This is a genomic window from Mesorhizobium sp. M6A.T.Cr.TU.017.01.1.1 (assembly GCF_004023115.1).
Taxonomy (GTDB): domain Bacteria; phylum Pseudomonadota; class Alphaproteobacteria; order Rhizobiales; family Rhizobiaceae; genus Mesorhizobium; species Mesorhizobium mediterraneum.
In genome coordinates this window covers 1-13,860 of the sequence record NZ_RZTA01000061.1, presented here as the reverse complement: position 1 = coordinate 13,860, position 13,860 = coordinate 1, and the positions used below count along the sequence as shown (strand labels likewise).

Below are 13,860 nucleotides of genomic sequence, written 5' to 3'. Positions count from 1 at the left end.
TAAAAAGATCAGTCGCTTAGAGCGCAGAGGTGATCTGCAGCTCGTTGGCTCCATCGAGCCCGTAGATGTCGTCGCGGAACTGCACGACACCAGGCCCCGTCGACCAGGCCGAGATGTAGAGGAAATAGACCGGCACCGGATTGTTGACCTGCACCGGGATGTTCTCGCCGCTCTTGATCGCCGCCTCGAAATGCTGACGGTTCCAGCCTGGCGTGTCGCGCAGGATCCAGGTGACGAGATCGCGCACGTTCTGGACGCGCACGCAGCCCGAGGAATCGAAACGCATCATCTTGCCGAACAGGCTCTGCTGCGGCGTGTCGTGCATATAGACGCCATCCGGGCTCGGGAAATTGATCTTGACCGAGGCCATTGCATTGCCGGCGCCCGGATCCTGGCGGAAGCGGTATTTCTCGGCGTCATCGGTCGACCAGTCCACGTTCAGCGGATCGACCTCGCTGCCATCCGGTGCGAACAGACGGATCTTGCTGTCCTTGAGATAGTTGGGGTCCTTCCGCATCAGCGGAATGATGTCCTTGCGCACGATCGAGACCGGCGCGTTCCAGTAGGGATTGACGATGATCTCGTTGATCTTGGAATCGACGATCGGCGTCTGGCGGTCGATCTTGCCGACAACGGCGGTGTGGCGCAGCACGACGCGGTCGTTCTCGACCGCCTCGATCTGGGCGCCCGGGATGTCGACTAGGACATAACGGTTGCCCAGCGTGCCGGCGCGCTCGTGCAGCCGCTGCAGATTGGTCTGCAACTGGCCAAGCCGGACCTGCGCCGAAACATTCATCGCCGCATAGGTATATTGGCCCAGGGTCCCGTCGGAAGGCAGGCCATGGCGCGCCTGGAAGCGCTTGACCGCGGCATCGACATAGGAATCGAAGGCCTCTGACAGGCCGGCACTCTGCGCCAGGTCGCCCGAAACCATCAAGCGCCTGCGCAACGGCACCACGTCGGGGTCGATGACGCCGAGCTGCAATTTCTTGGTGTCCGGGACCGGCTCCCAGCCGCCCTGCGCGACGATATTCTGATACTGCGCTATCGCCTGCTCGGTAAAGGAAACGGTCTGCGGGCTGACGATCGGCAGCGTCGAGGCCACCTTGCCGCCCTGGCTGGCGCGGGCGTCGAACTGATCGTCCCAGTTGCCGCGGCCCGAGGATTTCAGGATATCCCCGATCACGTCCTGCGCGCTGGCGCCACTGGCAAGCATCGTCGCTGCCAACGCGGAGGCGCCGGAAAGGAAGAAACGGCGACTGGTTCTCATGTACGCTCCAGACAGTCTTGTAACAAATCTTCTCACCGGGCTATCCCGCCCGCACTCTAGGGTTGGCATTCTTAACAATTAGCCAACCATGGCCCCTTCGGCTGCGAGAACGCGCCGGGGACGACGCGCGTTCAGGAAGATGCTTGGCCTTGGCCACAACATCACCCGCATTCTCGCTTTCACCGGGAATATGGCGGCAACGTGGCCCTGAGCGCGATTTGGATCGGCTCGCCCTCACGAAACGGAAAGACCGGTGCTTTTCGGCCACCGGTCTTTAGGTCGCTATCCGACCGCGCCGCTTCGGCGCGGCTTTCCCCTAGAAGTGGCGTATGCCTCTACATCCGATAGGCGATGGTGTCGTTCCAGAAGCGATCCAGCCGCTGCAGGGCGCGGTTCATCTGCTTGAATTCTTCCGTGTTGATGCCACCGACCTGCTCGATCGAGCCGACATGGCGTTCGTAGAGGCCGCCGACGACTTCCGCTACCTCATTGCCCTTCGGCGTCAGCGAGACCCGCACCGAACGGCGGTCGATGCGCGAGCGCTGGTGGTTGATGAAGCCGAGATCGACCAGCTTCTTCAGATTGTAGGAGACGTTCGAGCCGAGATAATAGCCGCGCGAGCGCAGCTCGCCGGCGGTCAGCTCCGAATTGCCGATGTTGAAGAGCAGCAGCGCCTGGATGGCGTTGATGTCGGAACGGCCGTTGCGGTCGAATTCGTCCTTGATCACGTCAAGCAGACGGCGGTGCAGGCGCTCCACCAGCTGCAGCGATTCCATGTACAGCGAACGGATCGCCTCGCGGCGGTCATCGGATACGTTGGCGGTCTTCGCCGCCGGACGGGAATTGATCATTGTCTTTGCCTCTCGTTTGTCGCCTGGTGATTTTTTGTTTTTCACCTTGATCGCGACACTATCGAATACTCATAAAATTCGACTTAAACGCTAGGGCTAACAAGAGCTTACCGGTAAGAGGTTTCGAAAGAGGCTTAACGAAGGGTCACCCGAACAAGGATGATTAACCTAAAGATTTAGCCAATGGTTCCGGGCGGAAATTTGGGCGTCCAATGGGACGCGCGGCGCTATTCTTGTTGAGCATCGGTCCGATGCTCTATTGCCGGGTCTGGCGTTTCTGCATCCAGATCACCACGCGAAAGACGATGTAGAGCAGCGCCACCGCCGCGTGGGAGGCGACGATCAGCAGGCGGTGGCCGAAGAGCTCGGGAAAGCCGGCATACATGACGGTCTCGGTCACCGCGCAGATCACCCAGATCACCGGCCCCCAGGAGGCCAGCATCCACAGGCCGGCGGCGGCGAAGGGGAAGAAGACGGCGAGCATCACCGCCGCCACCTGCCAATGCACCGGCATCAGGTCGAAGCGCCACAACGGGCCGGGGTAGAAGCCGATCAGCCGGATCCAGTACAAAATCCCGAACAACAGGCAGTAGCCGGATACGACGCGCTGGAACCAGGCGAAGATGATCTCGATCGTCGAGGGCTGGAGCACGACGCGTCTCGACGTGGCGTCGCTCACAGTTCGAGTTCCCGTTCGCCGAGCGGCGCGAAATAGGCGTCGACATCGGCAGCGCTGATCATATCGATGCCTGCCGGCCGCCAGAGCGGTGTCGAGCCCTTGTCGATGATAGCGGCGCGAATGCCTTCGTAGAAATCATGGCCGGCAAGCATGCGGTTGAGGATACGGAACTCCATACGCATGCACTCGTCCATCGACAGCGTCAGCCCGGCGCTGATCTCACGCCAGGCGACATGCAGGCTAGTCGGCGAGCGGGTGCGGATCGTCGCCAGCGTCTTGGCCGCGAACGCATCGGTTTGAGCAGCTCGTTCCAGGCTACCGATGACGTCACCCAGCGACGGTTGCGCGAAATGGCGGGCGATCGCTTCCAGCGTCGGCCTGTCCGTCTCGCGCCGCGCCGGGACGAAGAAACCGCGCAGCACCGATTCCGGATCGCCGCTCGCCGCCAGCCGATCGAGAAAGCCGGCCTGATCCTCCGCCTTGATCGTATGCGTCGCCAGGCCCGACCACAAAGCATCGCCATAGCGGATGCGGTTTCCGGTCAGGGCCAGATACATGCCGAAGCTGCCGCCAAGGTCCGGCAGGAGATGACTGGCGCCGACATCCGGGAAAAAGCCGATGCCGACTTCCGGCATGGCGAATTGGGCGTTCTCGGTCATCACGCGCTGCGAGCCGTGAAACGAGATGCCGACGCCGCCGCCCATGACGATGCCGTCGATCAGCGCGACATAGGGTTTCTTGAACCGCGCGATGCGGGCGTTCAGCCGGTATTCGTCGGCGAAGAAATCGACCGGCGGCTTTCCCGCCCGGCCGGCCTCGTAGACGTGGAGGATGTCGCCGCCGGCCGAAAACGCCCTGCCCTCGGCCTTGACGACGACGACATCGATTTCATGATCCCGCTCCCAGGCGCGCAGCGCCTTGTCGAGCGCCTTGACCATGTGATGGGTGACGGCATTGAGCGCCTGCGGCCGCGTCAGCGTGACGACGCCGGCCTTGCCCAATCGTTCGAAGCGGATCTCGTCGCCGCCGCCAAAATCCATCGCGATAGAATCCCTCCCCCGCACCGCCGGGACTGAAGTGCTAAAGCGTGGCGCATGGCTGCGTCAATGCCAACGGTGCAATCCTGCCGCCTTGGTCGCCGCCGGCGCCCGATGCTAGAATTGACTATCTTGATGACGGGCTTTCCAACCGGACGTTGAACCATGCCTGGATTTTTGCGTCTTGCCCTTGTGGCGATCGGCCTGATGGTATGCGCGACTGCCCGTCCTGCATCCGCCAATGACGACCTCTATAGCGCGCGGACCATCGTGACCGGCCAAGGCGAGCAAAACCGCCAGATCGGCTTCAAGGCTTGCCTGGATGCGGTTCTGGTCAGGGTCTCCGGCGATCAGCGGCTGCCGAAAAAGCCTGAAATGGCGGCACTGCGCGACAAGGCTGGCAGCTTCGTTGCCGAATTCCGCTACCGCGACCGGATGGAGGGCATTCCGATCCACGACGAGCAAGGCACGCATGACCGACCGCACGATCTTTCGTGCCTCTACAGGCCTCAGGTGATCGACCCGATGCTAACATCGCTCGGCAGCCGGCCGTGGCTTGCCGAGCGGCCGCAGCTGGCGATCTTTCTGGCAACGGAGCGAGGCGCCAGGCATTTCGCGCTGACCGCAGACGATGAGCGCGGCGCACCGATGCGCGAATCATTCGTGAATGCTGCCGACCCGCTGGCGATGCGGATCGCATTTCCCGAGGCGTCGCACCTCTCCGAATCCGGGCTTGACGACAAGGCGCTGCACGAGACGGACATGGCGGCTCTGGATAAGGCCGCCAAACAGGTCGGCGCCGACCAGGCGCTTGCCGGTAGCATCGTCTGGAGCGACAAGGAATTGGGCTGGATCGCCGACTGGCGGCTTGCCACGGGCGGCAAGACCTATCACTGGCAAGTGCGCGGCGTCAGTTTCGACGAGGCGTTCCGCGTCGCCATGCGGGGTGCGGTGCAGGTCCTGTCCGGCAACGGTCAGCCGGATTAGGTATACCGATATCCAGGCGATGCCAGCCTGGCACAATCGTGTCGCATTGGTCAGCGGCGGAGGCTCGTGGTAAAAGCCGCCGATCCGGAGTTTTGGCGATGAACAAATTCACCCCAGCAAAGCCTGCCGGCGCGCGCAGCGTCGACGAGATCACCGGCAGCCGCCGTTTGCGCCGCATGCGCAAGGCCGACTGGTCGCGCCGCCTTGTGCAGGAGAACCGGCTCTCCGTCGACGACCTGATCTGGCCGATCTTCGTCGTCGATGGGAAAAATATCCGCGAACCGATCGCCGCCATGCCCGGCGTCTTCCGCCTGTCGCTCGACCTTGCCGTCAAGGAGGCCGAGCGCGCGGCAAAGCTCGGCATTCCGGCGATCGCAACCTTCCCCAATGTCGAGTTCGGCCTGCGCGACCAGACCGGCTCGCACATCCTCGATCCGGAAAACGTCATCAACCGCGCTACGCGCGCCATCAAGCACGCGGTGCCCGAAATCGGCATCATCACCGACGCGGCGCTCGATCCCTTCACCTCGCACGGCCATGACGGCATCTTGCGCGACGGCATCATCGTCAACGATGAGACGGTGGAACAGGTGACGGCGGCGGCCGTCATCCAGGCGGCGGCCGGCGCCGACATCATCGCGCCCTCCGACATGATGGACGGCCGCATCGGCGCCATCCGCGATGCGCTCGACGCCAATGGTTTTCAGGATGTGGCGATCATGTCCTACGCGACGAAATTCGCCTCCGCCTTCTACGGACCCTATCGCGAGGCGGTCGGCACCGCCGGCCTGCTCAAGGGCGACAAGAAGACCTATTATCTCGATCACGCCAATTCCGACGAGGCCGTGCGCGAGGCCGAGCAGGATCTCGCCGAGGGCGCCGACATGCTGATGGTCAAGCCCGGCCTGCCCTATCTCGACATCATTCGCAGGCTGAAGGACGAATTCCGGATGCCGACCTTCGCCTATCAGGTGTCGGGCGAATATTCGATGATCAAGGCGGCTGCCGCCAATGGCTGGATCGACGGCGACAAGGCGATGCTGGAATCGCTTCTCGCCTTCAAGCGCGCCGGCTGCGACGGGATCCTCACCTATTTCGCGCCCGAAGTGGCGGCGATGCTGAAGGGGTAGGCACTCGCAATCATCACCACACGCGACAGCCTTCATCCTATGTTGAAGGCCGAGATCAAACAATCGGCCGCGCGCATAGCCAGAAGATGACGGTTGCGGCGATGCAGATCGCCTAACTGAATCTGATCTGCAGCCCTTGGAAATCCCTCCGATTCAAGACAATCATCCCACTCTAGCTTTTTGGGAGACTCTGATGGAAAGCCACGAGCCGTTTTTACGCGAGGCAATTGCGCTCTCGAAATCCGCAATGGAACGCGGCGACGAACCGTTTGGCTCGGTGCTGGTGAGGGACGGCGAAGTAATCCTGCGCGCCGAAAACAGCGTCTTCACCGGCCACGATATGACGAACCACGCCGAGATGAACCTGGTTAAACTAGCGGCGCAGCACTACGACGCTGCTTTTCTCGCTGACTGCACGCTCTACACCAGCACCGAGCCGTGCGCGATGTGCTCCGGGGCGATTTACTGGTCGGGCATCGGGCGTATGGTGTTTGCGTGCTCCGAAGCGCGGCTGGGCGAGATCGCTGGGATCGGGTTGAACGTGCCGAGCCGGGCGGTGTTGCAGACCGGCGCGCGCATCGTCACTGTGGTTGGCCCGACGAACCTCGAAGACGAAGCCGCCGAAGTCCACCAGGAATTCTGGCCAAAGCATCTGGGCAAGGCTTAGAGCCTCGGCTCAGGACGCTCTGATTAGAGCGAGAAGATGACGGTTGCGGCGATGCAGATCGCCGAGAAGAAGTTATGCGCGCATCGGTCGTATCGGGTTGCAATGCGCCGCCGGTCTTTGAGCTTGGCGAAGAGGTTCTCGACCTTGTGGCGCTGGCGATAGAGTGCCCTGTCGTAGGGATATGGGACTTTCCGACTTCGGCTCGACGGGATGCTAAGGCTCGATGCCTTTGTTCCACAAAGCCTCGCGAAATGGCGCTGTCATAACCGCGATCCGCAATCAGGGCTTTGGCAGGGCGGCAGGGCATCGAGAACCATGCGTGCCCCTTGTGGCCGCTCATCTGCCCCCGTAGGCCTGCAGCGCATCCTTCCATTGCAGGCCATGCTTGATGACGTAAACGCATCCTCGAGGCATCGCGGCGCAAGCAACTGCTGCTGCAACCACCCGTCTTGGCTGCGGTCCTGACGCGGCTGGCCCAAACAAGCCGCTCATCGCTCGGCGGAGATTTCAAAATACCGCTTGCAAAATGCAATCAGTATAGCTAAAAACAACTGCTTGCATTTCACAACTGGTCTCGAGGGAGGTACTCATGTCCAAGCTTCGCGTCAACGCTTTCACCCTGTCAATCGACGGCTATGGCGCCGGTCCCGACCAGGACCTGAAAGAGCCGCTGGGCGTAGGTGGGGAAGCCCTGCACAACTGGATGTTCGGCACCCGGACCTTCCGCAACATGTCTGGCGACGATCGCGGGACCACAGACACGGACGACGGGTTCGTGGCGCGCAGCTTCGAAAATGTTGGGGCGTGGATAATGGGCCGCAACATGTTCGGGCCGATCCGCGGCGAGTGGCCGGATGAAAGCTGGAAAGGCTGGTGGGGAGACAATCCACCCTACCATGTGCCGGTCTTCGTGCTCGCCCACCATCCGCGGAATCCCATCGTCATGGCGGGCGGCACGACCTTCTATTTTGTGACCGACGGTATCCACTCAGCGCTGGAAAAGGCGAAAGCAGCGGCTGATGGCAAGGATGTCCGGCTCGGCGGTGGTGTCGCCACGATCCGGCAATATCTCAGGGAAAAGCTCATCGACGACGTGCATCTGGCGATATCGCCGATGCTGCTCGGCTCCGGCGAGAACCTTTTTGCCGGCATCGACATGCTCAAGCTCGGCTACCGGTGCAGCGAGCAGGTCGCGACGCCGAATGCCACGCACGTCATCATCAAGCGCGCGTAGTCTCACTGAGGCGCAGCCCTCTGCGCCGCGATCCTTCGCGCCCCCTCTGTCCTGCCGGACATCTCCCCCACACGGGGGGAGATCGGATGTCGCGCCGGCTTTCGCCAATCATCAGCGTTGCAAGATTGGCACCGTCGGCGACGCTGCCAATCTCCCCCCTCGTGGGGGAGATGTCCGGCAGGACAGAGGGGGGCGCGAAGGAATGCCGCCCGTCCGGGTCTTTAGCAGTCCCAGATGATCAATACTTCTCCGGCACGTACAGCTCGCGCGGCAGCACCTGGCGCTCGTATTCGGGATTGAAGACGCGGTCGGGCAGCGTGATCTCTTCGTGCGGCACCTCCTCATAAGGCATCTGCTTGAGGAGATGATCGATGCAGTTCAGCCGCGCCCGCTTCTTGTCGTTACCCTCGACGATGAACCAAGGAGCTTCGGGAATGTTGGTGCGGGCGAACGTTTCTTCCTTGGCCTTGGTGTACTGCTCCCAGCGCACGCGCGACTGCAGGTCCATCGGCGAGAGCTTCCACTGCTTCATCGGATCATGGATGCGCATCTGGAAGCGCATCTGCTGCTCCTCGTCGGTGATGGAGAACCAGTATTTGACCAGCGTGACGCCGGAACGGACGAGCATGCGCTCGAACTCCGGCACGTCGCGGAAGAACTCCTCGACCTGATCCGGTTCGGCAAATCCCATCACCCTTTCGACGCCAGAGCGGTTGTACCATGAGCGGTCGAACAGCACGATCTCGCCGCCTGCCGGCAGATGCGGGACGTAGCGCTGGAAATACCATTGCGATTTCTCGCGCTCGGTCGGCGCCGGCAGTGCTACGACGCGGCAGATGCGCGGATTGAGCCGCTGGGTGATGCGCTTGATGACGCCACCCTTGCCGGCCGAGTCGCGGCCCTCGAAAACCACCACCAGCTTCTTCTTGTGGTAAGCCACCCAGGACTGCAGCTTGATCAATTCGGATTGCAGCGTGATCAGGTCGCGAAAATACTGCATGCGATCCATCGAGGGCGGATGCGCGTTCTTGTAGATCTTGGCGATTTCCAGCGACAGCGCGGGTTCCGACATTTCCAGCTCGTAGTCTTCGTCGAGCGTGTCGGCTAGCTCCGCTTCCAGCCAATCCCTGGCAGGAGAATTCTGTTTTGCTTCGGTCATTTATGCTGCTCCGCGTGCACGCCCGTGTCGGCGTCCGGCCTGCCGGCCGAGATCGAACACCTTGAGCCGACTTGCATACAGGCCGGCAATGACGGTTTTATTGCAGCCGGCTCGTGCGCCGGTCACCCAAAACGGTAAGATGTGATCGATCCGCCTTCCATGGCATGGGCGACAAGCTGCATGAATTGTCCTACAAATGCCAGGCTCCTTCGGGCAGCCTTCGAAGCACCGCCTTCTCAACGCAATTGCGAGGATCTGACATGGAATACCGCACTCTCGGCCGTTCCGGGCTGAAGGTTTCGACGCTCACCATGGGCACCATGACTTTTGGCGGCGCCGGCGCATTTTCGGCGGTCGGCAAGACCGATCTCGACGAGGCGCGCCGGATGATCGACCTCTGCATCGATTCCGGCATCAATCTCATCGACACCGCCAATGTCTATTCGAACGGGCTTTCGGAGGAGATCATCGGCGAAGCGCTCGGCGGCAAACGCAAGGGCGATGTGCTGATCGCCTCCAAGGCGCGCATGCGGATCGGCGATGGCCCCAACGACGAAGGGCTGTCGCGCTACCATCTGATCCGCGAGTGCGAGAAAAGCCTGAAGCGCCTCAGGACCGATGTCATCGACATCTATTTCCTGCACGAATGGGACGGCACGACGCCGCTCGAGGAAACCATCGCCGCGCTCGACACGCTCGTTAGCCAGGGCAAGGTCCGCTATGTCGGCTGTTCCAACTATTCCGGCTGGCAAGTGATGAAGGCACTGGGGATCAGCGATCGCCAGCACCAGCCGCGCTTCGTCACCCAGCAGATCCACTACACGCTGGAAGCGCGCGAAGCCGAATATGAATTGTTGCCGATCTCGGTCGACCAGGGGCTTGGCGTGCTGGTGTGGAGCCCGCTTGCCGGTGGATTGCTGTCCGGCAAATATCACCGCGACCAGGCCACCTCCCGTCAGCTCAGCGGCTGGAAGGAACCGCCGATCCGCGACGAGGACCGGCTGTGGCGGATCGTCGACGTGCTTGCCTATATCGGCAAGAACCATGGCGTGTCGGCAGCGCAGGTGGCGCTTGCCTGGCTGCTCGGCCGGCCGGCCGTTAGCTCGCTGGTGATCGGCGGCCGAACCGAAGCGCAGTTCAAGGACAATATCGCCGCCGCCAGCCTGGTGCTTACCAGCGAGGAGCGCGCACGCCTGGACGCTGTGAGCAGGCCTGCTGTTCTCTACCCCTATTGGCACCAGCAGTTCACCGCAAAAGACCGGTTCGGTCCGGCCGATCTGGTCCTCGACCGGGATGCTATCTGACAGGGTCCGGATCAGGTCGAAGATCGCCGCGGGCTAGCCCGAGATAAAACGCCAGACCTCGGGATCAGGCTCGATCTGGCCGCTGAGCACGAAATATTTGTAGAGCACGAGCAAGCAGATCGCCTGCTCGGCCCGCTCATCGGCGAACTTGCGGCAATAGGCGTTGGCCGCGGCAACGATGCGTTCGGCCTCAGGCGGATGCTTCTCGAGATACTGCACCCGCTCGGCGAGGTCCGAGAAATCCGGTTCGAGCGGCACATAGTGGACACCAGCCACGAGTTCGCTTTCGCCGAACCATGTCTCGTATGTCGGCGGCGGCATCAGGCACAGCGAATTCGAGCTCATGATCCATTTGAGATTGGTCGCCACATCGTTGCCCTCGAGCGAAATGATGTAGCGGTAGCGCCGCTGCTGATCGATGCTCAAATAGGGCTTGCGATATTCCGGCGCTGCCGTCGGCTTGGGCGTGCCGACATCGCAAAAGGGCAGATCGCGCGCGGCCTCCAGAAGCAAGGTCCGTATCGGATTGTTGAGCTCGCCGCGCCAGACGGCGACCGGAAGCTTGTCCGCGAAGGCAACATCGTCGGCGGGCATGTGGAAGTGGCGGAACTTGTTGAGCTTGAACAGGACCCCGTTCCTGTTGTCGCCGGCGATCGGCCGATCCTTGACGATCGACGGCATGGCAGGCACCTCGATGACGTCGCCGAATTCGAGGTCGATGCGCAAATCGGGATCGAAGTAGCGGGTGAATTCCTTCAGATCGTAGTAATACATGCTCCGGTCTGTCGGCAGCCGGCTGACCGGCACGGCATCGGCGCTCGGCGCGAAAGCGTCCTGCAGCCTGTTGTAATAGTTGAGACGCGCGCGGATCGACCCGTCCGAAAGCCTGGCCCGATCGAGCAGCCCGCCGAGCCTGCGGCGGAACAGCGCCTGCGGCGCGATATCGCGCATGGCATTGCGCGCATAGTAGAATAGCTTCTGTGCGTTTCTTTGAAGCGTGGCCATCGGTCACTTGGTAAAAACAGGTGAGCTTGTTATTTGTACCCCGGTCTCTCCTACACCATTGTGCCAGCCATCTTGCAAGCCCGGAACCGCGTGCAGCCGGCTTGCCGGCTATGTATGGAGCCGATCGGCCTTTGCGGTGTTGTGTTTGCAGCCCAATGCTCCTAGGCAGGGCTAACAACCTTCAGCATTGCGAAAGGAAGAGATATGGCGCGAGCACCGAATTACGGCCAGGAACGCAAGGAACGCGACCGGCAGAAGGCCGCCAAGAAGGCGGAAAAGCAGGCGGCCAAGGTCGCAGCCAAGGAACGTTCGAAGCCCGAGGACGAGACCACCTCCGAGACCGAAACGGAAACGGCAGAGTAAACGGCGTCCGGCCCGCGAGGTGGATCGGATTTGGCCTAGGAATCCCGCTGCGTCTTCAGGCCGGCGCCTTGTCGCTGACGAAAACGTTCACTTCGCGCGCGGCGGCTATGAAGGCGCGCCTCGCGATCATGGCCGGTTTGTCGCCGGCCAACGCATCATGGCAGGCCTGCAGCGCTTCGCGATGCTTTGGACTGCGCTTGCCGGGCCAGTTGTTGAGGAGGTAATCGGAAGCCTCGCGGGCCGTACGCAAGAGCTGAGTGGTTCCCTCCGCGCCCGACTTGACGGTCACGGGTGTTTCAAATCGGTTGTTTTCCATCGCCGCTCTTACGCCATCGGCGCCCGCGAAGCGAGGGCGAAAGTGGTTGCCTCGGCAATCAGGCCGCGACGACGGCAAATCCCCTGGCACGCAGGCCGCGCCGGTCGTTGTGCAGCGATGTCACCAGCCGGTCGCGGCTGCCGACGATATGGGCCGAAAGCCGACGTGCTGCCTCATCGGCATCGCCAGTCCGAACCGCTGCCAGAATGGCATGGTGCTCGGCCCAGGCGCGGCCGAGTGCCGCCTCGTCGCGCACCTCCAGCCAACGGGCGCGCGACAGGCGTGTCATGGCATCACGGACCGCCCTGAACAGGAACTCGTTGCCGGACAGCCGTGCCAGCTCGATGTGAAAATCCATGCCGACGCGGTGCCATTCCTCGCGCGGGGTGCCGGCGTCGCAGGAATCCAGCATTGCCTCGATGATTTCGACGGCGGTCCTGTCCTCCAAGGCACAAGTCAGCCGGAGCGCCGCGACCTCTACCGCCTCGCGATAAACGGCGATCTGCTCGAGCTCGGCGAGGTTGATGGGCGACACCGTCCAGCCGCGCCCGTCGCGGCAGACCAGACCTTCCGTTTCGAGCCGCAGCAATGCTGCCCGGACCGGCGTGCGCGAGGCGCCGAAGCGGCTTTCGATCCAGCGTTCCGTCAGCCGCTCGCCCGGACCGACCTCGAGGCCGAGGATCATCTCGCGAAGCCCAGTTTCGACATTCTGCATCTGCGACATTGCGGTTTCCGAATTTCTGGCAGTTTTTGCTGGCGATCGGCTCGCCTGCCATCGTTTGCCGGTCACGTTTGAGATGGCCGCATTGACAGCGGCCGGGCTTGCGTCCATGACGGATACCGGTTTGGTATCCCAAAATGGTATCCGCAGCAAGTTTTCATACGAGCTGCCGGATAGGACATGACATGCCTCAAGAAGCCACCCTCGCAGTGCAAGCCGCGCACAACATCCACTGGCGCCGCAATCTCGCCGTGTGCTTCGCAGGCTCGTTCAGCACGCTCGTCGCCATGACGCTGCTGCTGCCCTTCCTGCCGCTCTATGTCCAGCAGCTGGGCGCCGAGGGGCATGCAGCTATCGTGCAGTGGTCCGGCGTCGCCTATGGCGCCACTTTCTTCGCCGCCGCGCTGGTGGCGCCGCTGTGGGGACGGCTGGGCGACCGCTACGGCCGCAAGCTGATGCTGGTGCGCGCCAGTTTCGGCATGGCCATCTGCATGTCGCTGACCGGCATGGTGGAGACTGTCTGGCAGTTGGTGCTGCTGCGCCTGCTGATCGGCTTCGCAGGCGGCTATTCCTCGGGCTCGACCATCCTGGTGGCCATGCAGACGCCGAAGGACTGGTCCGGCTGGGCGCTCGGCGTGCTGTCGGCCGGCATCACCGCCGGCGCTCTCGTCGGTCCCCTGCTCGGTGGCGCGCTGCCGCCCTTGATCGGCATCCGCGCCACCTTCCTGCTCGCCGGCGGCGTCATTTTCCTGGCGTTCCTGGCAACGACTTTTCTCATCAAGGAGAACCCTCGCCCGACAGCCGACAAGGCAGCTTCGACTGAGAAGGCGCAAGGCGGCTGGTCGCAAATCGAGGACAAGCGCCCCGTCGTCGCCATGCTGGTGACCGGCATACTGCTGAGTTTCGCCACGATGTCGGTCGAGCCGATCATCACGGTCTACGTCCAGCAGCTCATCGAGGACCAAAGCCTGCTAACGCTGACCTCCGGCGTCGTCATGTCGGCGGCGGCACTCGGCGCCATCCTGTCGGCCTCGCGTCTCGGCAAGCTCGCCGACCGCGTCGGCCACTGGAACGTCATCATCGGGGCGCTTGCCGTATCGGCGCTGCTGCTGATCCCGCAAGCCTTCGTCACGCAGG

Annotated in this window: 15 protein-coding genes and 1 pseudogene; 7 read left to right on the top strand and 9 right to left on the bottom strand. The window is 62.4% G+C overall.

Annotated features, from left to right (window positions below; translation table 11 throughout):
• Positions 1–16: 16 nt before the first annotated feature.
• The 4 genes from EOB36_RS19565 to EOB36_RS19550 form a co-directional block, all read right to left on the bottom strand.
• Positions 17–1,270 (bottom strand): L,D-transpeptidase family protein, encoded by a 1,254-nt coding sequence (locus EOB36_RS19565; protein WP_126106903.1) that lies wholly within the window; start codon positions 1,268–1,270, stop codon positions 17–19.
• A gap of 335 nt (positions 1,271–1,605) precedes the next feature.
• Complete coding sequence (locus EOB36_RS19560) at positions 1,606–2,121, bottom strand: winged helix DNA-binding protein (RefSeq protein WP_126106904.1); 516 nt, start codon at positions 2,119–2,121, stop codon at positions 1,606–1,608.
• Positions 2,122–2,377: 256 nt separating this feature from the next.
• Positions 2,378–2,800: a DUF6163 family protein gene (locus EOB36_RS19555; RefSeq protein WP_095485755.1), complete on the bottom strand. Its 423-nt coding sequence runs from the start codon at positions 2,798–2,800 to the stop codon at positions 2,378–2,380.
• On the bottom strand, positions 2,797–3,840 hold the full coding sequence (locus tag EOB36_RS19550; protein WP_128285492.1) for an enoyl-CoA hydratase/isomerase family protein: 1,044 nt from the start codon (positions 3,838–3,840) through the stop codon (positions 2,797–2,799). The genes EOB36_RS19555 and EOB36_RS19550 overlap by 4 nt, the downstream gene beginning before the upstream one ends.
• 162 nt (positions 3,841–4,002) lie before the next feature.
• Between EOB36_RS19550 and EOB36_RS19545 the strand changes: the two genes are divergently transcribed.
• The 3 genes from EOB36_RS19545 (at position 4,003) to EOB36_RS19535 (ending at position 6,621) form a co-directional block, all read left to right on the top strand.
• A complete protein-coding gene (locus EOB36_RS19545) occupies positions 4,003–4,824 on the top strand; it encodes a DUF2066 domain-containing protein (RefSeq protein WP_128285491.1) in 822 nt (273 codons plus the stop codon).
• Between the two features lie 98 nt (positions 4,825–4,922).
• On the top strand, positions 4,923–5,954 hold the full coding sequence (gene hemB, locus EOB36_RS19540; RefSeq protein WP_128285490.1) for a porphobilinogen synthase: 1,032 nt from the start codon (positions 4,923–4,925) through the stop codon (positions 5,952–5,954).
• A gap of 193 nt (positions 5,955–6,147) precedes the next feature.
• Positions 6,148–6,621, top strand: a complete 474-nt coding sequence (locus EOB36_RS19535) for a nucleoside deaminase (RefSeq protein ID WP_126106909.1) — start codon at positions 6,148–6,150, stop codon at positions 6,619–6,621.
• A gap of 23 nt (positions 6,622–6,644) precedes the next feature.
• Here the strand turns inward: EOB36_RS19535 and EOB36_RS19530 are convergent.
• Positions 6,645–6,815: pseudogene (locus EOB36_RS19530) on the bottom strand (transposase); the annotation flags it as partial.
• 395 nt (positions 6,816–7,210) lie between these two features.
• On the opposite strand from EOB36_RS19530, the gene EOB36_RS19525 reads away from it, so the two are divergent.
• On the top strand, positions 7,211–7,855 hold the full coding sequence (locus EOB36_RS19525; RefSeq protein WP_128285489.1) for a dihydrofolate reductase family protein: 645 nt from the start codon (positions 7,211–7,213) through the stop codon (positions 7,853–7,855).
• A 238-nt stretch (positions 7,856–8,093) separates the two neighbouring features.
• Here the strand turns inward: EOB36_RS19525 and ppk2 are convergent, their stop codons facing one another.
• Entirely contained in the window at positions 8,094–9,014 is a 921-nt protein-coding gene (ppk2, locus tag EOB36_RS19520; protein WP_095485749.1) for a polyphosphate kinase 2, read from the bottom strand.
• 260 nt (positions 9,015–9,274) lie between these two features.
• Here ppk2 and EOB36_RS19515 point away from each other — a divergent pair, with 260 nt between their 5' ends.
• Positions 9,275–10,318, top strand: a complete 1,044-nt coding sequence (locus EOB36_RS19515; protein WP_128285488.1) for an aldo/keto reductase — start codon at positions 9,275–9,277, stop codon at positions 10,316–10,318.
• Positions 10,319–10,351: 33 nt separating this feature from the next.
• Here the strand turns inward: EOB36_RS19515 and EOB36_RS19510 are convergent, their stop codons facing one another.
• The gene (locus EOB36_RS19510) at positions 10,352–11,323 is read right to left on the bottom strand and encodes a glycosyl transferase family 90 (protein WP_128285487.1); all 972 of its coding nucleotides are present in this window, start codon (positions 11,321–11,323) and stop codon (positions 10,352–10,354) included.
• A 204-nt stretch (positions 11,324–11,527) separates the two neighbouring features.
• Between EOB36_RS19510 and EOB36_RS19505 the strand changes: the two genes are divergently transcribed.
• On the top strand, positions 11,528–11,686 hold the full coding sequence (locus EOB36_RS19505; protein ID WP_023798419.1) for a hypothetical protein: 159 nt from the start codon (positions 11,528–11,530) through the stop codon (positions 11,684–11,686).
• A gap of 55 nt (positions 11,687–11,741) precedes the next feature.
• Here EOB36_RS19505 and EOB36_RS19500 read toward each other — a convergent pair whose 3' ends face one another.
• Both EOB36_RS19500 and EOB36_RS19495 read right to left on the bottom strand, forming a co-directional pair.
• Positions 11,742–12,002: a DUF982 domain-containing protein gene (locus tag EOB36_RS19500; RefSeq protein WP_095485747.1), complete on the bottom strand. Its 261-nt coding sequence runs from the start codon at positions 12,000–12,002 to the stop codon at positions 11,742–11,744.
• A 58-nt stretch (positions 12,003–12,060) separates the two neighbouring features.
• Positions 12,061–12,726 carry a GntR family transcriptional regulator gene (locus tag EOB36_RS19495; RefSeq protein WP_128285486.1) on the bottom strand — a complete coding sequence of 222 codons (666 nt, stop codon included), beginning with the start codon at positions 12,724–12,726 and terminating at the stop codon, positions 12,061–12,063.
• A gap of 182 nt (positions 12,727–12,908) precedes the next feature.
• On the opposite strand from EOB36_RS19495, the gene EOB36_RS19490 reads away from it, so the two are divergent.
• Positions 12,909–13,860 (top strand): MFS transporter (locus EOB36_RS19490; protein ID WP_128285485.1); only part of this gene is annotated, 952 nt, incomplete at its 3' end.